The 18082-nt window shown below is 68.1% G+C and carries 22 protein-coding genes; 11 read left to right on the top strand and 11 right to left on the bottom strand.

The window, feature by feature from the left end; all coding sequences use genetic code 11:
* Positions 1-232 precede the first annotated feature (232 nt).
* Positions 233-487, top strand: a complete 255-nt coding sequence (locus ACJH71_RS11715) for a WhiB family transcriptional regulator (protein WP_024443658.1) — start codon at positions 233-235, stop codon at positions 485-487.
* A gap of 67 nt (positions 488-554) precedes the next feature.
* On the opposite strand, the gene ACJH71_RS11710 is transcribed toward ACJH71_RS11715, so the two are convergent.
* The gene (locus ACJH71_RS11710; RefSeq protein ID WP_406758172.1) at positions 555-2051 is read right to left on the bottom strand and encodes a sensor histidine kinase; all 1497 of its coding nucleotides are present in this window, start codon (positions 2049-2051) and stop codon (positions 555-557) included.
* A gap of 32 nt (positions 2052-2083) precedes the next feature.
* A complete protein-coding gene (locus tag ACJH71_RS11705) occupies positions 2084-2299 on the bottom strand; it encodes a biotin/lipoyl-binding carrier protein (protein WP_406758207.1) in 216 nt (71 codons plus the stop codon).
* Between the two features lie 263 nt (positions 2300-2562).
* Here ACJH71_RS11705 and ACJH71_RS11700 point away from each other — a divergent pair, with 263 nt between their 5' ends.
* Both ACJH71_RS11700 and ACJH71_RS11695 read left to right on the top strand, forming a co-directional pair.
* Entirely contained in the window at positions 2563-3036 is a 474-nt protein-coding gene (locus tag ACJH71_RS11700; protein WP_406758171.1) for a hypothetical protein, read from the top strand.
* A 115-nt stretch (positions 3037-3151) separates the two neighbouring features.
* The gene (locus ACJH71_RS11695) at positions 3152-3226 is read left to right on the top strand and encodes a 50S ribosomal protein bL37 (protein ID WP_011728008.1); all 75 of its coding nucleotides are present in this window, start codon (positions 3152-3154) and stop codon (positions 3224-3226) included.
* A 153-nt stretch (positions 3227-3379) separates the two neighbouring features.
* On the opposite strand, the gene rsrA is transcribed toward ACJH71_RS11695, so the two are convergent.
* Positions 3380-3679: a mycothiol system anti-sigma-R factor gene (gene rsrA / locus ACJH71_RS11690; RefSeq protein ID WP_406758170.1), complete on the bottom strand. Its 300-nt coding sequence runs from the start codon at positions 3677-3679 to the stop codon at positions 3380-3382.
* A complete protein-coding gene (locus tag ACJH71_RS11685) occupies positions 3676-4344 on the bottom strand; it encodes a sigma-70 family RNA polymerase sigma factor (protein ID WP_406758206.1) in 669 nt (222 codons plus the stop codon). Before ACJH71_RS11685 ends, rsrA begins: the two co-directional genes overlap by 4 nt.
* 203 nt (positions 4345-4547) lie before the next feature.
* Between ACJH71_RS11685 and ACJH71_RS11680 the strand changes: the two genes are divergently transcribed.
* A complete protein-coding gene (locus ACJH71_RS11680) occupies positions 4548-5045 on the top strand; it encodes an aminoacyl-tRNA deacylase (RefSeq protein ID WP_406758169.1) in 498 nt (165 codons plus the stop codon).
* Between the two features lie 16 nt (positions 5046-5061).
* Here ACJH71_RS11680 and ACJH71_RS11675 read toward each other — a convergent pair whose 3' ends face one another.
* From ACJH71_RS11675 to ACJH71_RS11665, 3 genes are all read right to left on the bottom strand, one after another.
* Positions 5062-5595: an anti-sigma factor antagonist gene (locus ACJH71_RS11675; protein ID WP_406758168.1), complete on the bottom strand. Its 534-nt coding sequence runs from the start codon at positions 5593-5595 to the stop codon at positions 5062-5064.
* Between the two features lie 153 nt (positions 5596-5748).
* Positions 5749-5922 (bottom strand): CsbD family protein, encoded by a 174-nt coding sequence (locus ACJH71_RS11670; RefSeq protein WP_406758167.1) that lies wholly within the window; start codon positions 5920-5922, stop codon positions 5749-5751.
* A gap of 87 nt (positions 5923-6009) precedes the next feature.
* Entirely contained in the window at positions 6010-6648 is a 639-nt protein-coding gene (locus ACJH71_RS11665; RefSeq protein ID WP_406758205.1) for a TetR/AcrR family transcriptional regulator, read from the bottom strand.
* 262 nt (positions 6649-6910) lie between these two features.
* Between ACJH71_RS11665 and ACJH71_RS11660 the strand changes: the two genes are divergently transcribed.
* Together ACJH71_RS11660 and ACJH71_RS11655 are read left to right on the top strand one after the other, a co-directional pair.
* Positions 6911-7771, top strand: coding sequence for an SDR family oxidoreductase (locus ACJH71_RS11660; protein WP_406758166.1), 861 nt, complete (start codon positions 6911-6913; stop codon positions 7769-7771).
* Between the two features lie 20 nt (positions 7772-7791).
* Positions 7792-8760: a dimethylarginine dimethylaminohydrolase family protein gene (locus ACJH71_RS11655; protein ID WP_406758165.1), complete on the top strand. Its 969-nt coding sequence runs from the start codon at positions 7792-7794 to the stop codon at positions 8758-8760.
* On the opposite strand, the gene ACJH71_RS11650 is transcribed toward ACJH71_RS11655, so the two are convergent.
* Positions 8757-10214, bottom strand: a complete 1458-nt coding sequence (locus tag ACJH71_RS11650; protein ID WP_406758164.1) for a sensor histidine kinase — start codon at positions 10212-10214, stop codon at positions 8757-8759. The two genes, ACJH71_RS11655 and ACJH71_RS11650, sit on opposite strands and share 4 nt — an antisense overlap.
* The gene (locus tag ACJH71_RS11645; RefSeq protein WP_406758163.1) at positions 10211-10933 is read right to left on the bottom strand and encodes a response regulator transcription factor; all 723 of its coding nucleotides are present in this window, start codon (positions 10931-10933) and stop codon (positions 10211-10213) included. The genes ACJH71_RS11650 and ACJH71_RS11645 overlap by 4 nt, the downstream gene beginning before the upstream one ends.
* Before the next feature lie 201 nt (positions 10934-11134).
* Between ACJH71_RS11645 and ACJH71_RS11640 the strand changes: the two genes are divergently transcribed.
* Both ACJH71_RS11640 and ACJH71_RS11635 read left to right on the top strand, forming a co-directional pair.
* Positions 11135-12475: a PPE family protein, SVP subgroup gene (locus tag ACJH71_RS11640; protein WP_406758162.1), complete on the top strand. Its 1341-nt coding sequence runs from the start codon at positions 11135-11137 to the stop codon at positions 12473-12475.
* Positions 12476-12479: 4 nt separating this feature from the next.
* Positions 12480-13754: a PPE family protein, SVP subgroup gene (locus ACJH71_RS11635; RefSeq protein ID WP_406758161.1), complete on the top strand. Its 1275-nt coding sequence runs from the start codon at positions 12480-12482 to the stop codon at positions 13752-13754.
* On the opposite strand, the gene ACJH71_RS11630 is transcribed toward ACJH71_RS11635, so the two are convergent.
* Together ACJH71_RS11630 and ACJH71_RS11625 are read right to left on the bottom strand one after the other, a co-directional pair.
* Positions 13751-14503: an SOS response-associated peptidase gene (locus ACJH71_RS11630; protein WP_406758160.1), complete on the bottom strand. Its 753-nt coding sequence runs from the start codon at positions 14501-14503 to the stop codon at positions 13751-13753. The two genes, ACJH71_RS11635 and ACJH71_RS11630, sit on opposite strands and share 4 nt — an antisense overlap.
* 16 nt (positions 14504-14519) lie before the next feature.
* Positions 14520-15221 (bottom strand): class I SAM-dependent methyltransferase, encoded by a 702-nt coding sequence (locus ACJH71_RS11625; protein ID WP_406758159.1) that lies wholly within the window; start codon positions 15219-15221, stop codon positions 14520-14522.
* Between the two features lie 92 nt (positions 15222-15313).
* Between ACJH71_RS11625 and ACJH71_RS11620 the strand changes: the two genes are divergently transcribed.
* The 3 genes from ACJH71_RS11620 to ACJH71_RS11610 all read left to right on the top strand — a co-directional run bounded on the left by ACJH71_RS11620 (position 15314) and on the right by ACJH71_RS11610 (position 18069).
* Positions 15314-16357, top strand: a complete 1044-nt coding sequence (locus tag ACJH71_RS11620) for an LLM class flavin-dependent oxidoreductase (protein WP_406758158.1) — start codon at positions 15314-15316, stop codon at positions 16355-16357.
* Between the two features lie 221 nt (positions 16358-16578).
* The gene (locus tag ACJH71_RS11615) at positions 16579-16878 is read left to right on the top strand and encodes a PE family protein (RefSeq protein WP_406758157.1); all 300 of its coding nucleotides are present in this window, start codon (positions 16579-16581) and stop codon (positions 16876-16878) included.
* 9 nt (positions 16879-16887) lie between these two features.
* The gene (locus tag ACJH71_RS11610) at positions 16888-18069 is read left to right on the top strand and encodes a PPE family protein (RefSeq protein WP_406758156.1); all 1182 of its coding nucleotides are present in this window, start codon (positions 16888-16890) and stop codon (positions 18067-18069) included.
* Positions 18070-18082 lie beyond the last annotated feature (13 nt).

The raw sequence follows: 18082 nt of genomic DNA, 5'->3' as shown, positions 1-18082 counted from the left end.
TCGCTCGATGAGCGCACAGTTAAGCCCACTGTAGTACACCCGCGAGGGCATGCTGGGAGCAGCCCCTCGCAAACGTGACCTGGGCCACGTGATAAAGCGCACCCTTGACATCTGTCCAGGCTGTGACACGATCGAGCGATCGGAGCAAGCCGTAATCATTTCTTGCGCCGCTTATAACAGCCGAAAAGCACTAGCGCACTCCGCTGCGCCCAAAGTAAGGAGTTGGAGACCTATGGATTGGCGCCACAAGGCGGTCTGTCGCGACGAGGACCCGGAGCTGTTCTTCCCGGTGGGAAACAGCGGGCCGGCTCTCGCTCAGATTGCTTCCGCTAAGCAGGTCTGCACCCGTTGCTCGGTGGTCACCGAGTGCCTGACCTGGGCGCTGGAGACCGGCCAGGACGCCGGTGTGTGGGGCGGCATGAGCGAGGACGAGCGTCGTGCGCTCAAGCGCCGCAACGCCCGTACCCGGGCGCGCAGCGGGGTCTGACCCTCAGACAGACAACGACGCGGCCCCGACTTGGTCGGGGCCGCGTCGTTTTGTGTCGGGCCCGATTTCACAACGCCTGGCGCAGGCGGCGACCGCCGACCGGAATGCGCAGCACCATCTCGGTCCCGCCGCCCGGTGCGTCTCGAGCGGTCAGCGAGCCGTTGAGCTCCGCCGACACCAGTGTGTTGACGATCTGCAGCCCGAGCCGGTCGGAGGTTTCCAGCCGGAACCCCTCCGGCAACCCGTGACCGTCGTCGTGGACCACGACGTCGAGCCAACGTGCCGAGCGCTCGGCTCGAATGGTCACGGCACGGCGGTCCGCCTCTGCCTCAAAGGCATGCTCGATCGCGTTCTGCACCAGTTCGGTGATCACCATGATCAACGCGGTGGCCCGGTCGGCGTCCAGCGAACCGATCGATCCGATCCGGGCGACGTGGATCGGGATATCCACGCTGGCAACGTCGTTCATCATCGGCAGGATCCGGTCGATCACCTTGTCGAGGTTCACCACCTCGTCGACCGACATCGACAGCGCTTCGTGGACCAAGGCGATCGACGACACCCGCCGCACCGACTCCAGCAGCGCCTCGCGGCCTTCGGTGCTGGCTGTGCGGCGGGCCTGCAGGCGCAGCAGCGCCGCCACGGTCTGCAGATTGTTCTTCACCCGATGATGGATCTCTCGAATGGTCGCGTCCTTCGAGAGCAGCGCGCGATCGCGGCGCTTCACCTCGGTGACGTCGCGAACCAGCACCGCCGCCCCCGCCGGCTGGCCATGCACGATCAGCGGCAGGGTACGCAGCAGCACCACCGCCCCGGCCGCGTCGACCTCGAACCGCATGCTCGATCCGCCCGACAGTGACTCACGCACATGTTCGGCCAGCTCGTGCGCCTCGAACGGGTCCGAGATCAGCGGCCGGGTGATCGCGACCAGGTCGTGACCGGCCAGCTCGGCGGCCAGCCCCATGCGGTGGTAGGCCGACACCGCGTTCGGGCTGGCGTAGCGGACGGTGCCGTCCACGGCCAACCGGATGAAGCCATCGCCCACCCGCGGACTCGAGCGCGACACCGCGATGTCGCCGACGTCGGGGAAGGTGCCTTCGGAGAGCATGTGCACCAGGTCGGCGGCGCAGTCCAGGTACGCCGCTTCCAACCGGCTGGATTCGCGCCCACCCGTCAACGCGGTCTGGTGGGTGAGCACGGCCACGATACGGCCGCCGTGCCGGACCGGCACCGCTTCCATATTGCGTTGTCCGGCAGAGCCTTCCGAGCCTTCGCGCCAAATCGTCCCGGAATCGAACGCCGCAACCGCCAGCGGCATCCATTCCGGGACCACGACGGTGCCGACGGCGTCACTGAGCAGCACCGTGGGCGCGGTATTGGGCCGACATTGCGCCACGCACACCAATGCGCCGTCGGCGTCCGGGTCACGACGAACCCACATCAGGTAGTCGGCGAACGACAGGTCCGCCAGCAGTTGCCACTCCCCGACCACGGCATGCAGGTGGTCCACCGCACTGCCGGGCAAAACGGTGTGTTCGGCGAGCAGGTCACCGAGTGTGGACATCGGCTAGGTTGCGCCGTTCACACCGGCTGCGATCAGCTGATCACGGCGATGAGATCGCCGGCCTGGATCACGTCACCGACCTGCACGGCTACCTTGCTGACGGTGCCCGCGGCCTCGGCCAGCACCGGGATCTCCATCTTCATCGACTCCAGCAGCACCACGGTGTCGCCCTCGTTGATCTCGTCGCCCTCGCGGACCACGACTTCGAGCACGCTGGCCACGATCTCCGCGCGAACGTCCTCGGCCATCTTCACCTCGTTCATCACCCAGTCGACGATTACGTACATCCAAAAAGCTAGGCCCTATCGAACCACAACCGCCTCAGCCCGTCGGGCAGGGCGCTCGGGTAAGCGAACTCCAAGATAAATAAGAGGACGTAGAGAGTTCGATCCGTGATCGTGTCGTGTTTCTCCTGTGACAATTGCATAGCACCGTTACTCGAGTGTTTTGAACGCGTGACGAAATCGCCGTGACGCGGCACAAGTCGAGATCGAACTTGAGGAGTAGCGCGTTGTCTGTAAACCGTTTTGCCCAGCCACGAGTCCGGCTGACGTTGGTCTGCGCCGGCGCGATGACGCTGGCCACGCTCGGATTCGGCGTTGCGTCTGCCAAAGCTGCCCCGACGCTGGTCGATGACCCCATGCCGATTCCGGCCCCGCTCGGCACCCCGGCTCCCGTGGGCGCCCCCAGCCCGCTCGGCGTGCCCACGCCGCTGGGCGCCCCCACCCCGCTCGGCATGCCCGGCCCCGCCGCCGGAAGCTCCGCGGCCGGTGTGAACGCCGCGAACTCCTTCCTGCAGGTACTCAACGGCATGCTCAACAAGGTGGTGCCAGGGGTGGGTTCGATCATGCCGACCGACGTCAGCTCGCTGACGCCGCCCGGTGCGCCCATGTCCGCGGGTCCCGCGCTCGAAACCCCGCCGGCCCCGCCGACCCCGCCGGCACTCGTGCCGCAGACCCTGGCGGGTGCGCGGACCTTTCACTGAGGCGAATACAGGCGCGGTGGCTGCGGTGGCGGGGCCGACGGGAGGCCCCGCCACCGCGTCACACCCGGCGGCATGAGAGACTGGTCAGCCGGTATACCTGCTAGGAGGGCCAATCATGGCAAAACGTGGCCGCAAGAAGCGCGATCGCAAGCACAGCAAAGCCAACCACGGCAAGCGACCCAACGCCTAGAGCGTAGGTCCAGTTCGCTGATCGCCAGCACAGCTGATCGCAAGCCCGGCCGCAGGCCGGGCTTGCTTCGGTTAGCGCCCAAGTCTGGGTCTTTTTAGATCTATGCCGCGACGGCGACCCGCTTCGCCCGGCTCCGCCGCGCTTGCGATCGCCTTAGCCCTCGCGGTGGATGATCGTGGTCCGACTGATCTCCAGCCGCACCCGCTCATAGAGCCGCCGCGGAGCCTTGTCACCACTGCATTTGCTGGCGATCAGCGTCTTGATCCGTTCCTCGACCCCGTAGTGCCGCAGACAGCCCGGGCATTCCTCGAGGTGCTGGCGCAGCTTGGCCTTGGTCTCGGCCGTGCACTCGCCGTCCAGCAGCGTCCATACCTCGGCGATCACCTCCGAGCAGTCGGCGTCGGACCCGCCCCCGGCCGGCGAGGTGTTGCAGTCTCGCGAGCGCTCGGTCACGACGACACCTCCTCGGGAGCCTGGCCATCGCGAATGAATCCACGGTCGCGGGCGACGTCGGCCAACAGACCGCGCAACTGTCGTCTACCGCGGTGCAGGCGCGACATCACCGTGCCGATCGGCGTATCCATGATCTCGGCGATCTCCTTGTAGGGGAACCCTTCGACGTCGGCGTAGTACACCGCCATCCGGAACTCTTCGGGAAGCTGCTGCAGCGCCTCTTTGATCTCGGTGTCGGGCAGCGACTCCAAGGCCTCCACCTCCGCCGAGCGCAGCCCCGTCGACGAATGTTCGGCGGTGGCCGCCAGCTGCCAATCGGTGATCTTGTCGGTCGGGTACTCGGCAGGCGTGCGTTGCTTCTTGCGGTAGCTGTTGATGTAGGTGTTGGTCAGGATGCGGTACAGCCACGCCTTGAGGTTGGTGCCCTCCCGAAACGAACGGAACCCGGCATAGGCCTTGACCATGGTCTCCTGCAGCAGATCCTCGGCATCGGCAGGATTGCGCGTCATGCGCAACGCACCGCCATAGAGCTGGTCGAGCATGGGAATCGCGTCGCGTTCGAACCGAGCGGTCAGCTGCTCGTCGGTCTCATCGGAACGCACCGGGGCCTTGGCTTCTGCCGAAGCTTCGGTTCCGGTACCGGACGCACTCTCGCCGTCAGCCATCTCGATCGCCGCTGTCCCTTCTGTCGCGGTGCCCGCAACCGGCCCAGCCGATAGCTTGCGTTCCAGCAGACCGATCGCCGTTGACATCGGCGACTCCTTTCCGATCCTAGGGCCGTGATCGACGACTTGGCGCAGCGACCACACGAACTGCCTTACTCAACAGCGTCGGCCATGGCGCTATTTCCGGCCCGTATCCTGGCGCGGTGAGTCGCGCGGCAACCCGAGCTATCGCGGCCCTGATCGCCGCGCAGGTGCCCCACGAGGTGCTGCGTTACCGGCACGAGCCGGACCAGCACGCCTTCGGCGCCGAAGCCGTCGAGCAGCTCGCGGCCGAGGGGCCGGACGGCGTGCGGCCCGAGCAGATCTTCAAGACGCTGGTCATCACCGTCCCGCACGGTCTGGCGGTGGCGGTGCTACCGGTGCCGGCGAAGCTGTCACTGAAGGCAGTCGCCGCCGCACTCGGGGTGCCCAAGGCCACCATGGCCGACCCGGCGGCGGCACAACGGGCGACCGGTTATGTGCTGGGCGGGATCTCGCCCTTCGGGCAGCGCAAGGCACTGCCGACGGCGGTGGACGCCTCGGCGCTGGATTTCGACCGGGTGCTGTGCAGCGCGGGCCAACGCGGCTGGGACGTAGCGGTGGCGCCCGCGGACCTGATCCGGTTGACCGGTGCGGTCACCGCCGACATTCAGGCTCCCTGACCGGGCCGTCAGCCGTTCAGCCCTCCAGAACCGAACCGGGTTCGTCGCGGGGGGCGTCACCGAGGACGTCGTCGACGGTCGCGGCGAACGACAATGCGGCATCGATACCCGCGGCGGCCACCACCCGGGCGACGATCTGCTGATCGCTGACCAGGCAAAGCCTGATACCGCGCCGGCGGCAGCCGACCGATGCCTCTACCAGCACCGCGAAGGCGCAGATTCCCATGAACTCCAGTCCACTGGTATCGATGATCAACGGTCCGGGCGCGGTCGCGACCTCGGCCGCCTCGCCGACCAGGCGGCGCCAGACGGTGACGTTGGACGCGTCGATGCTGCCACCCGCACGGACCAGCAGCGCCGAGCCGCGGCGCTCCAGCAGGACGTGCAGCTGGTCTTCCGCAGGGCCCTCCTGGGCGACGAACGCCCTATCCCCGCGAAAGCCGCCGACCACCAATGCGGTGGCGCCAGCTACTGCCGCCCCCTCCGAGGCGGCCGAGGTGCGGCGCCAAACCGCGCAGCGGGTGAGTTTACGCCGTAAACCGGACAGCATGGGGTCGAAGCTACGCCGGTTTGTTTACGTTGTAAACCGGGGCGGGCAGACCCCCAGGGCGGTGTCCGCGAGCCCTCGCGGCCCGGGGTCACCCCACGAATGCGCCGCCGCCCCGCGCGCCGTAGTCAGCGCACGGGGCGGCGTTTGCGCCAGTCAGTCCTTGAAGGCGTCCTTGATGTTCTCGCCGGCCTTCTTCAGGCTGGACTTCCCCTGGTCGGCCTTGCCCTCGTTCCTCAGGCCGTCATCGCCGGTGACCTTGCCGGCGGCTTCCTTGGCCTTGCCCGCGACGTCCTGTGCGGCGTTCTTGGCCTTGTCTGCCAGTCCCATCGTGAAGCTCCTCCCTCATGTGACGTTGCACCACGAGACATACCCCGATGTTTACAACGTAAACCCCAGAAGGTGGCGCCGATTGCCTCAGCGTTGGGCGAGCAGCAGTTCCAGTCGATCCAGCATGGCTTCCAGTGCCTCTTCGAACTCGGCGGTGCTGCGATCCTGCGACAACATCGGCTGCAGGCGCCGCAGGTGCGGGTAGTCGGTCAGATTGCGCCCCGCCCGCTCGCCACCGTCATCGAGCAGGACCTCGTCCGGGTGCAGTGCGGCGCCGCGCGCGGACACTTCCAACAGCAGGTGACCGATCAGGAATGTGGTGTAGGAGCGGTAGGCCGCCACCGCGGCGCCGTCGTCGAATCCGTACGAGATCAGCGTGTCGAGGAAACTTTCCATCCAGCGCAGGCTGCGCAGCGGGGGCCGAACCCACGGCGCCTCCGGCGCTTGGGTGGCGACCAGCGGAAAGACCTCCGGATGATCAAGGGCGATCTGTCGTACGCCGTGAGCCAGCCGCATGAGGTAGTCCTGCCAGCCGTCTTCCTGGCGCCGCGCCGCGAGTTGATCGGCGTAGAGCCGATCGATGATGTGGTCGACCACGCCGCTGAGCAGGTCGCCGCGGCCGTGCACGTAGCGGTAGAGCGCCATCGCCTCGACGCCGCAGGCCGCACCCAAGGCGCGCATCGTCAATTTCGACAGGCCCTGGCGGTCAATGAAGTCGATGGCCATTTCCAGGATCCCGTCACGGCTCAACTGCGGCGACGAGCGCAGGCCGTCGCCCGTGGCCGCAGCGTCCACCCCGCCATCCACCAGACCACCCCTTCTCAGTGCTCCGACACGAAGATCACCCGATCCGCATGTCGGTGGCGATTGGTGCCTCAGTTTACGTCGTAAGCCGGTTGTCAGATGTGAAAGTGCCGGGCCACCGCAAACGGTCCGGCGTTGAGCGCCGGCCACCCGCAGCAGACCTCCACGGCATAGGCTGACAGCCATGCCCAACACAGGCCCGCTCTCCGGGAAAACCATGTTCATTTCGGGTGCCAGCCGTGGCATCGGCCTGGCGATCGCCAAGCGGGCCGCGGCCGACGGCGCCAACATCGCGCTGATCGCCAAGACCGCCGAACCCCATCCGAAGCTCGACGGCACCATCTACACCGCGGCCGCCGAGATCGAAGAGGCCGGCGGACAGGCGCTGCCGATCGTCGGTGACATCCGTGACGGAGACTCCGTGGCAGGTGCGGTGGCCGCGACGGTCGAGCGGTTCGGCGGCATCGACATCTGCGTGAACAACGCCTCGGCGATCAACCTCGGTTCGATCCTCGAGGTACCGCTCAAGCGCTTCGACCTGATGAACGGCATCGAGGTGCGCGGTACCTACGCGGTGTCGCAGGCCTGCATTCCGCACATGATCGGCCGCGAGAACCCGCACATCCTGACGCTGTCCCCGCCGATCCGGCTGGAGCCCCAATGGCTCAAGCCCACCGCGTACATGATGGCCAAGTTCGGTATGACCCTGTGCGCACTGGGCATGGCCGAAGAGCTGCGCTCGCACGGGATCGCGTCCAACACGCTGTGGCCGCGCACCCTGATCGCGACCGCCGCGGTGCAGAACCTGCTCGGCGGCGACGAAGCGATGGCGCGAGCCCGCACGCCCGACGTCTACGCCGATGCCGCCTACGCCATCGTGACCAAGCCGGCCACCGAATACACCGGCAACTCGCTGCTGTGCGAAGACGTGCTGGTGGACTCCGGTGTCACCGACCTGTCGGTCTATGACTGCGTGCCCGGCAGCGACCTGGGCGTGGACCTGTGGGTCGACACCGTCAACCCACAGGGGTACGTGCAGTCCTAGTTCCGCATGGTGAGGCGCCAGTGACCGAGGTCTTCGTCGAAAGCGAGTTTGCGCCGCTGCACACCGTGGTGCTCGCCCAGTCCGAACTGGCACTGCCGCAAGACATCCCGGACGCCGAACTGGAATTTCTTCCCTCGGGATCGAACGAAACGATCTCCGCCGGAGAGGATTTCGGTACAGCTTGCCCGCAGCGGCAGCAACTGTGGCTGCAGGAACGACGCAACTTCGAGGCGGTATTGCACCGCTACGGTGTCGAAGTGCTACGTCCGCGGATGTTGACCGCGGCCGAGAAGACCGCAGCCGGCTCCGACGGATACGCCAATTTCTTTGTGCGCGACCCGTTTTTCACCATCGGAGACGTCGTGATCGAGGGATCACTTCGGTTTCGGCACCGCCGCCGGGAGGTCTTGCCGGTCCGCGACGTCCTACTCGAGCGGGTGTATCCGGCGCCGTGTGACTATGTCGCCGTTCCGGCTCCCGAGATCGCCGACGACGGCGACGCGACGCTGGGGCCCGGGCCGTTCCTGGAGGGCGGCGACGTGCTGGTGCTCGACAAGCATGTTTTTGTGGGGACATCGGGGCTGGCGTCGAATGCGCTCGGTGCGCGCTGGCTGGACAAATTGCTCGCCCCGCGGGGCTACACCGTTGAGGTCGTCCGTTTGGCCCCCGACATCTTGCACTTGGATTGCGCGCTCGGTTTGATCCGCGACGGGTTGTTGGTCGTCTGCGAAGAGGCGTTGCTCGACGGGGTCCCGGCCGCGCTGAAATCCTGGGAGCGGATTCCGGTTTCGCCTTCGCAGACCAAGGATCTGGCCACCAACGGTTTGCCGATCTCCCCCGACGTCTATGTCACCGATCCGGTCTTCGGTTGGATCGGTGAGCAACTGGAACACCATGGCGTCACCGTCGAGTATGTCGAGTTCGGAATCAGCCGGTCGCTGGGCGGCGCGTTCCGATGCAGCACCCAGCCATTGCTGCGACGCCGCTAGCCCACGCCCCGCGGCGCGACCCCCGGCGGGACGTCGGGGGGCAGCGGCTCGCTGCGCCGCCCCGGGATGACCAGCCTGAAGCAGGCGCCCCCGTCCTGGGGAACGCAGGTCAGCGTCCCGCCGTGCGCGAGGGCCAGCGCCCGCGCGATCGGCAGCCCCAGTCCAGCACCACCGTGGTCGCGGCCGCGGGCGCTGTCCAGGCGCACCAGCCGATCGAAGATCCGCTCGGCATCCTCGCTACGAACACCGATGCCGGTGTCGGTGACGACCACCGCGACAGCACCGCCGTGTTGAGCGACGTCGATGTTGATCTGCCCGCCCGGCGGGGTGTAGCGGCGCGCGTTGTCCAGCAGGTTGGACAGAATCTGCGCCACCCGCGTGGGGTCGACCCGGACTGCTACGGAGTCCAGGCCCGTGCGCCCGATCCGCAGTTGCGGGGCAAGCAGCGCTGCCCGATCCAGTTGGGTGTCGACGATGCCGACCAGGTCGGCGTCCTTGAGCTCCAACGGCAATCCCGCATCGATATAGCTCAGATCCAGCATGTCGGTGACCAGCCGGGTGGCCCGCCGCGCTTCGGTCAACAACAGGCTGGCGCGACGATGCTGGCGCAGCACTTCGGGTTCGATCGCCTCTTCGCCGATCGACGGGCCGACCTGCGCGCTGACGTTTCCGGCAATCTGCTCGGCGGCGGCCTGCATTCCCGCTATCGGGGTGCGCAGTTCATGAGCGGCGTCGGCGAGAAAACGCCGGACCGCGGCCTCGGCGCGCTGTGCCCCTTGCGCGGCGCGCTGCGCTCGCTTCTCGGAGTCCTCCAACTCGTCGAGCATGTCATCGAAAGCTTCTGCCGCCCGGCCAAGTTCGGTCTTGGGGCGGTCGGGGCGCAGTCGCCGGCCCCGGTCCCCGGTGGTGATGTCGCGGGCGAGGTCGGTGAGACGGTCCAGCGGCGCGAGCAGGGCACGACTCGCACCGGCCAGCAGAGTCGACGCGAGAAGCAGAGTCCCCACGCCGGCCTCGATCATCAAGCGCCGCAATCTGCGCAGCGTCTCGTCGGACTCGGTGGTGTCGGCGACCAGGATCACCCGGTCGCCGTTGGCCAACGGATGCACCAGGACCGTCGCGGTGTCATCGGGCTCCAGCGGCGGGGCCGGAATCTTGGACCCGGTGGTCGCGTCGGGCTCGATCGCCGGGTCGCCGTAGCTGGTGCCGTCGGCAGTGACGACCAGCGCGGCGATGATGCCGCCGTTGAGTTGCTCCGACATCTGCTCAGCCGAGATCCCCAGCGCCACCAAGGAATCCGCCCGCGCGGTAGCCGCCGCGAGTCGTTCGTGCACGCTGCGTGTTGCCAACGCGGTCAACGTGGCATTGATCACCAACCCCATCGCCAGCATCAGCATGACCAGCAACGCCAGCACCATCACCGTCAGCCGGCGCCGCAGCGAGGGGGTGGCGGTCATGAAGCCGAAAGTTCCAGCCGGTATCCGATCCCGCGCACCGTATGCAGGATCCGCGGTCCGTGCACCTCGAGCTTCTGCCTCAGCCCGCTGATGTGGACCTGCACCAGGTTGGGGTCGTAGGCCTCATAGCCCCACACCGCGTTGAGGATCTGTGCACTGCTGACGATGCGGCCGCGTTGTTCCACGAGGTAGACCAGCACCCGCAGCTCGGTGGCGGTCAAGCCCAGCGGGGTGCCCGAACGGGCGGCCACTCCGGCGTCGACATCGACCATCAGATCCCCGAACTGCACGGCCGCCGGCAGCCGTCCCCGTCGGCGTAGCACCGCACCGACGCGCGACACCAGCTCGGCCAGCTCGAACGGCTTGACCACGTAGTCGTCCGCGCCGCTGTCAAGACCGCGAAGCCGGTCAGGCAAGCCGTCGCGCGCGGTGAGCAACACCACCCCCACCTCGCCCCAGCGCAAGATCACGTCCATCAGCGCGAAGCCGTCGCGCCCCGGCAGCATGACGTCGAGTACCACCAGATCCGGCCGGAAGCCGTCGAGCACCTCCTCCAGACCGTGCCCGTCGCGCTGGGTGTCGGTGAGGTAGCCGGCATCGGCCAGCGCCTCACTGACCATCTCGCGAATGGTCTCGGAGTCCTCCACAACCAGCACCCGCGGCGTCCCCACACTGAAGGGGGTGCCGCCGCGGCGGTCGGCGGACCGGGAATCGGCCATGGTCCATTGATAACACCGTCACGCCGCGATGGGGAGATCCCGGCGGCGCGGCTTTCGCCCGCCATCGCGTTCTTCAGGTTCACTTCAAGTTGGCTCGCTACGGTCACGGCGACCGAGTGCGCCCCGCGCCCTTCGCACCGGCGCGAACCGGGGAAATTCAGGAGGCATGATGACGCCTACTACCAACAGGACTGTCTGACAATGGATTTCGCAATGCTGCCACCAGAGGTCAATTCGATGCGGATGTATTCGGGGGCGGGTGCACAGCCGTTGCTGGCCGCCGCCTCCGCCTGGAGCACGCTGGCCGCCGAACTGAACAGCGTGGGCCTGGCTTACGACTCGATGATCGACGAGCTGACCGCCGACTGGGCCGGCCCCAGCGCCACCGCGATGGCCGCCGCCGCGGCGCCGTACGCCCAGTGGATGCACGCCACTGCCGCCCAGGCCGAACACACCGCCGCGGCGGCCCGGTCCGCCGCCGCCGCCTACGACGCGGCGTTCGCCATGACCGTCCCTCCCCCGGTAGTCACCACCAACCGGACCCAGATGACGTCCCTGCTGGCCTCCAACTACCTGGGGCAGAACACTGCTGCCATCGCGGCCACCGACGCCCAGTACTACGAAATGTGGGCCCAGGACGCCACCGCCATGTATGGCTACGCCACCAGCTCCGCCGCCGCCACCAGGCTGGTCCCGTTCACCCAGCCCCCGCGCACCACCAACCCCGGCGGGGCGGCGAATCAGGCCGGCGCGGTCGGCCAGTCCACCGCCACCGCGGCAGGCAGCCACGCTGATACCGCGGTCTCCGCGGTCACGCAAGCCCTGCAGGGCCTCGGCGCACCGGGGTCGGCGGCGGCGGGATCGAATGCGGCGCTGACGAGCTCGATCGGTTCGGCGGCGGCGATGGAACCCGGGTTGGCGGCGTCCTACCTGGCGCTGGCCTCCAGCCTGTTCGGCACGTTTGTCATCGACTCGGCCGGCACCTTCGGCGTGGACGCGGCCGGCACCTTCGGTATCGACCTGATCGGGGTCGGCGAGATCGAGAGCGAACTTCTGCCGGAGATGGCCCTGGCCAGTGCGGTCACGCCGGTGACCGCAGAGGTGGGCGAGGCAGCCACCCTCAGCGGCCTGTCGGTCCCGCAGTCCTGGGCGACCGCGGCGCCAACGACCACGGTGATCCAGCAGGTTGGTGGCGCGTTGGCGACCGCCGCGCAGGGCGCGCTCCCGACCGCTGCGGCCGGGGCCAGCGCGCTACCGCTGGCCGCCATCGGCGCCGCCGGACTGGCCGGACGGGCCACCGCCGGCGTCGGGCGGGGTCGCGGGGCCACCACGAAGGCGAAGGCAACCCCCAAACGGGCGCCTCGCGCCATGGTCAAGCTGCGCGACCAAGCCGAGAAGCCGGAAAAGCCGCCGGTACGGCCGTTGAGCGGACCGATCACGCGGATCTCCGGCGAGCTGCGCGAGCTGGCCGATCTGCGCGATGCGGGAATCCTCACCGACGAAGAGTTCACCCAGGAGAAGCGGCGCCTCCTCGGCCGGTAGCACCATGGATTTCGCACTGTTGCCACCGGAAGTCAACTCCGCCCGGATGTACTCCGGCGCGGGCGCCGGCCCCTTGCTGGCCGCGGCGTCGTCCTGGGACGCCCTGGGGGCAGAGCTGCACAGCGCGGGCCTGGCCTACACGTCGGTGCTCACCGAACTGGGCGCCGGCTGGGCAGGCCCGAGCGCGCGGGCGATGACCGCCGCGGCAGCACCGTACGCCCAGTGGCTGCACACCGCCGCGATCCAGGCCGAGGAGACCGCCATAGCGGCCCGCTCCGCCACCGCCGCCTACGAGTCCGCTTTCGCCATGACCGTGCCGCCGCCGGTCATCGCCGCCAACCGCAGCCTGCTGATGACCTTGGTCGCGACCAACTTTCTCGGCCAGAACACTCCCGCGATCGCGGCCACCGAGGCCCACTACTACGAGATGTGGGCCCAGGACGCCACCGCTATGTACGGCTACGCCGCCGGTGCCGCCGCCGCCAGCAGGCTGGCCCCGTTCCGGCAACCACCGCGCACCACCAACTCCGCCGCCGCGTCCGCGCAGTCAGCGGCCGTCATGCATGCGGCCGCCACCACCTCGGAGGGCCACGGCGAGGGCGTCGTCACCGGACTCACCCATGCGCTGGAGTCCTCGTCTGCCCTGGCCGAGGCCATCGGCGCCGACGCGATCTTGATCAGCGAGCCCGCCATGGAGGTCGGCATCGCCGGCGTCGAGCTGGTTGTGGACTCGATGGGCACGTTCGGTGTCGACGCGCTCGGCACGTTCCTGTTCGACGCGATGGGCGCCGCCGAGGTGGGCCAGGAGTTGCTGCGGGCTGCGATGGCCGGCGCGCTGCCGATCTCGGCCAACCTTGCCTCGGCGACGTCGATCAGCGGCCTGTCGGTTCCGCTGGCCTGGGCGTCGGCCGCACCGGCGGTGGCGGCTCCGCAGATCGGCATGTCGCTGGCATCCGTCGGTACGGTCGCCGCGACGTCCGCCGTCCCGGCCGTGGCCGCCGGCGAGACGGTGATCCCCGCGGTGGGGATGGCCGCAGCCGGCGTGGCCGGAAGGGCCGGGGCGGGAGCCACCCGGGGCCTGCGCATCCCCACGGCCGCTACCGTCGCCCCGCCGCCGGTGCCGCCGCCCAACGACCTGCCGGAGTTGCCCACGCCCTCAGCGTTCGGGCTGTTGATGGGCGCCGACATCGAACTGCGGGAGCTGGCCGAGCTGCGCAATGCGGGGATACTCACCGACGAGGAGTACGCGACCCAGAAGCGCAGTCTGGTCGGAGGCTAGAGCAGGTAGCCCTGCTCGGGTTGCGGCTCGACCGGCGCGATCAGCTCGGGTGAGTTGTTCCGCACGCTGTTGACCAGCGTCGAGACCTCACGCACCGCAATCCCGGCCAGGTCCGGGGGGCGCGACAGCAGCGTGGTGTCGATCGCAGCGTCCGGATCCAGCCAGGAGTCCCAATGAATCTCGGGCAACAGCAAAGGCATCCGGTCATGAATGTCGGCGAGTTCACCGACGGCCGCGGTGGTGATGATCGCGACGCTGAGTACCGCATCGGAGAGCCGGTTGGGTCGCCAGACCGACCACAAGCCGGCCGCAAACAGCATCTCGCCGTCGCCATGGATGTAGAACGGCGTCTTGCCGGTGCTCTGAACCCCCGCCGCGCGCCATTCGTAGTAGCCGTCCATCGGCACCAGGCAGCGCCGCCGTTCCGCGGCCGCGGAGTACGCCGGTGAGGTAGTGACCTTGTCGGCACGAGCGTTGATCATCACGGGGCCGCCGGGCGCCGGCGCACCGTCGGGACCGGCCTTCGTCCACGGCGGCACCAGTCCCCAGCGCATCAGCCGTAACCGCCGCGACGGCTGGTCGCGGGGTGCATGTGGCTCGCTGTGCCGGCTGACCAGAGTCACGATCGGGTCGGTAGGCGCCACGTTGTAGTTCGGGTCAACGTCAGCGCTGGCCGGAATCTCGTTGATCGCGTCGATGCGCGTGGCCAGCAACGCCGGATCGGTGGTTACCGCGAAACGCCCGCACATACCTTCATGGTGACAGCTAATCGATCCGGGTGGCGGTGACCGCCCAGAACGGCATGTGCACCAGGTTGTCTTCGAGCAGCGGTTGCAGGTACGCGAAGCGCTCGGCCAGGGCGCGGACTCCTGCCAGCAGGTCCTCGCGGCCCATCGTCTCCATCACCGCGATCATGTCGGTGAAGGCGTTCGGCGCGAAAGTGCCCTGATAGGTCGTGGTCCCGATGTGGTCGATACGCCACCCGGCGGATTCGAGCAGCGGACCGAAGCGCTCGGGCGACAACCCGTCCAACTGCCAACCGTTGACGTTGTGGCGTCCGGCCTCGAACATGAACAGCCGGGCTTGCGGCTTGGTCGCCCGATGCAGGTTGCGCGCATAGCGCAATTGGGTTTCTTCGTCGTCCTGAAACAGGTGGTAGAACGCGCTGTCGACCACCGTGTCGAACCGACCGTCGAACCCGACGAGTTCGACCGCGTCGGCCACTTGGAAGTCCACGGACACACCGGCTTGAGCGGCGTTGCGTCGCGCAACCGCGACGGCGGCCGGGGAATGATCGAGACCGGTCGTCGAATAGCCATGGGCCGCATAATGAATCGCGTGGTGACCCGAGCCGGTTCCGGGGTCGAGGACTTCTCCGCGCAGCGCTCCGCAAGCCACCAGTTGCTGCACTACCGGCTGCGGACGGCCGATCTCCCACGGCTCCGGGGGCCCAGTATCGCTGTTCATCGCCCACAACTGTGCGTGAGCCGGGTTAACGAAATCAGAACGCGCGGTGTACGAACGGCGACAGACGTCCTAGTGATGGCAAGATCGCCGCTGTGCGCCTCTCCGTCCTCGATCTCACGCCGGTCCGCACCGACCAGTCCACCTCAGACGCGCTGGCGGCAACGATGCGACTCGCGCAGCTCGCCGAGAGCCTCGATTACGCCCGCTATTGGGTCGCCGAGCACCACAACATTCCCTCGGTAGCGGCGACCAGCCCGGCGGTGCTGACCGCGATGATCGCCGCCGCGACCTCGCGCATCCGCGTGGGCTCGGGTGGGGTCATGCTGCCCAATCACGCGCCGCTGGCAGTGGCCGAGCAGTTCGCCCTGCTGGAGGCCGCCCATCCTGGCCGCATCGACCTGGGCATCGGACGCGCCGCAGGCGCCGATCCGGTGGCATCAGCGGTGCTGCGCGGGGCGACCGGCCGCGGTGATCGCGACATCGACGAATTCCCCGACAATCTCGCCGACGTGATCGCCCTGCTGGGCACCGCGGGCGTGTCGGTGCAACTGGCAGAACAGACCTATGTCCTGCGGTCGACACCCCACGCGCTTACGAGGCCACGGGTGTTCGTGCTGGGCTCCTCGATGCAGTCCGCCCAAATCGCCGCAGCCAAGGGACTCCCCTACGTATTCGGCCATCACCTGTTCGGCGAGCACACCGATGAGGCACTGGCGTGCTACCGGTCACAATTCGTCCCGAGCGAGCTTGCCGCCGAGCCGACCGCGTTCCTGACCGTCAACACTGTGGTTGCCGAAACACACGACGAGGCAACGGCTTTGATTCTTCCGTATCTGCTGCTACAGGCCCGGACCGCTACCGGGCAACCACCGGGACGCCTAGAACTGGTCGAAGACGCCAAGCAGTCGGCGCTCACGCCGCAACAGCACCTCCTCGCGCAGGGCGAACTCGAGCGCGCCGTGGTCGGTACGGCATCCGAAGCGCTCACCCAACTGAAGGAACTGGCCGACCGCTTCGGGGTGGACGAGTTGATGCTCAATCCGGTCGCCTCCGCCCGTCGAGGCACCATTGCCGCCAGCGCGCCGGGGCGTGAATCCACGCTCCGTCTGTTAGCTGACGCCGCGTCGACAAAGTGAACAATGGGTGAAGGCAAACCAACGCCAGAGGGCTGCTCGGTGAATGTTTCGGGTGCCTTTTCCAACTGTCAATGAACAACTGCTGACAGTCTCCGAAAAGTCCCCTTCGTGGCTGTGTGTCGGGCGTCGGATCGCATAGCGTCGGGTCTGCGCTCAAGGGCGTACGCGATCCGCAATGGAGCGATCGCGGAACCTGAAAAGACTTTCGACGAGGAGCCTTCATGTCGTTCGTCACAACGCAGCCCGAAGCGTTGCTGGCCGCCGTCGCCAATCTGCGAACCATCGGTTCGTCGATGGCCGCGCACAGTGCCGCGGCCGCGGCACCCACCACCAGCGTGGTGCCGGCCGCCGCCGACGAGGTATCCGCGCTGACCGCCGCCCAGTTCGCCGCCCACGCCCAGGCCTACCAAACCGTGAGCGCGCAGGCCGTGGCCGTCCACGAGATGTTCGTGAACGCCCTGAGCAGCGGAGCCAACGCATACGCCGCCACCGAGGCTGCCAACGCAGCAGCGGCCGGTTAGGTCACCGCGATGAACTACTTGTCGTTGCCGCCTGAGGTGACCTCCACCATGATCTACTCCGGGCCCGGCTCGGAGCCCATGGTCGTGGCAGCGTCGGCGTGGAGCGCGCTGGCCGCTGAACTGAAATCTGCTGCGGCCGAGTACCGGGCGGTCATCAGCCAGCTGACCTCCGAGGAATGGCTCGGCACAGCATCGGCATCGATGGCGACCGCCGCGGCGCCCTACATCAACTGGATGGAGCTCACCGCAGCGCAGGCCGAGCAGGCCGCCGCTCAGGGGCGTTCCGCCGCAGCCGCTTACGAGGCGGCACACGCTCAGACGGTGCCGCCGGTTGCGGTCACCGCGAATCGCGAGCTCTTGCAGCAGTTGGTGGCCACCAACATCCTCGGGCAGAACACCCCGTCGATCGCGGCCACCGAGACCGAGCACAATGAGATGTGGGCCCAGGACACGATGGCGATGGTCGGCTATCACACCCAGTCCAGCGCCGCGACCCAGCTCAACGAGTTCACCGCGCCGCCCAACCCGACCAATCCGAGCGGTGACGCCGCGAATGCCAATGCGGTCGCCTCGGCGGCTGGCAACGCCACGGCCACCCAGGCTTCGGGCACCCTGCAGAGCCTGGCGAAATCGGCTGAAAGCACCACTTATGGCGCCGACGACATCCTCAACGACCCGAACTACAACCTGAGCAACCAGCTGATGACCCAACTGGTGACCAGCTCGAACCTGCAGTCGAACAACGTCTGTGCGGTGTGGCGTGGTGTCAGCGGTGTGCTCGGCCTGCAGAAGCTGTTCGCCGACGGCGCGAAGGCAGCATCGTCGGGAGCCGCCGGCGCGGCCTCCGGTGCCGCCAGCGCGGCCTCCGGTGCGGCGAGCGCGGCCTCCGGTGCCGCAGGCGCGGTCGGCGGCCTCTCGGTCCCGGCGGCCTGGGCTCCGCCGCTCGCGGCGGCGTCCACATTGGGCCCGGTTTCCGGCGGCTCCTGGGTGCCGGTGGGTCCCGCTGCCGCGGCGGCACTGCCGTCCGCGGGTGGCATTCTCGGCGGCGCCCCGATCGCGCCGCCGACGGGGATGCCTGGCATGCCCGGCATCCCGGCCGCGGGAGCGGCCGGCGCCGGCTTCCGCGGGTTCGGCGGTCCCCGCTACGGCACCGCATTGACCGTCATGCCACGCCGTCCCTTCGGCGGATAGCACCCGAGGGGAC

The sequence above is a fragment of the Mycobacterium sp. SMC-15 genome (assembly GCF_045310925.1).
Classification (GTDB): domain Bacteria; phylum Actinomycetota; class Actinomycetes; order Mycobacteriales; family Mycobacteriaceae; genus Mycobacterium.
Note: the sequence above shows the minus strand (reverse complement) of the source record. Positions and strands in the feature narration are given on the sequence as shown.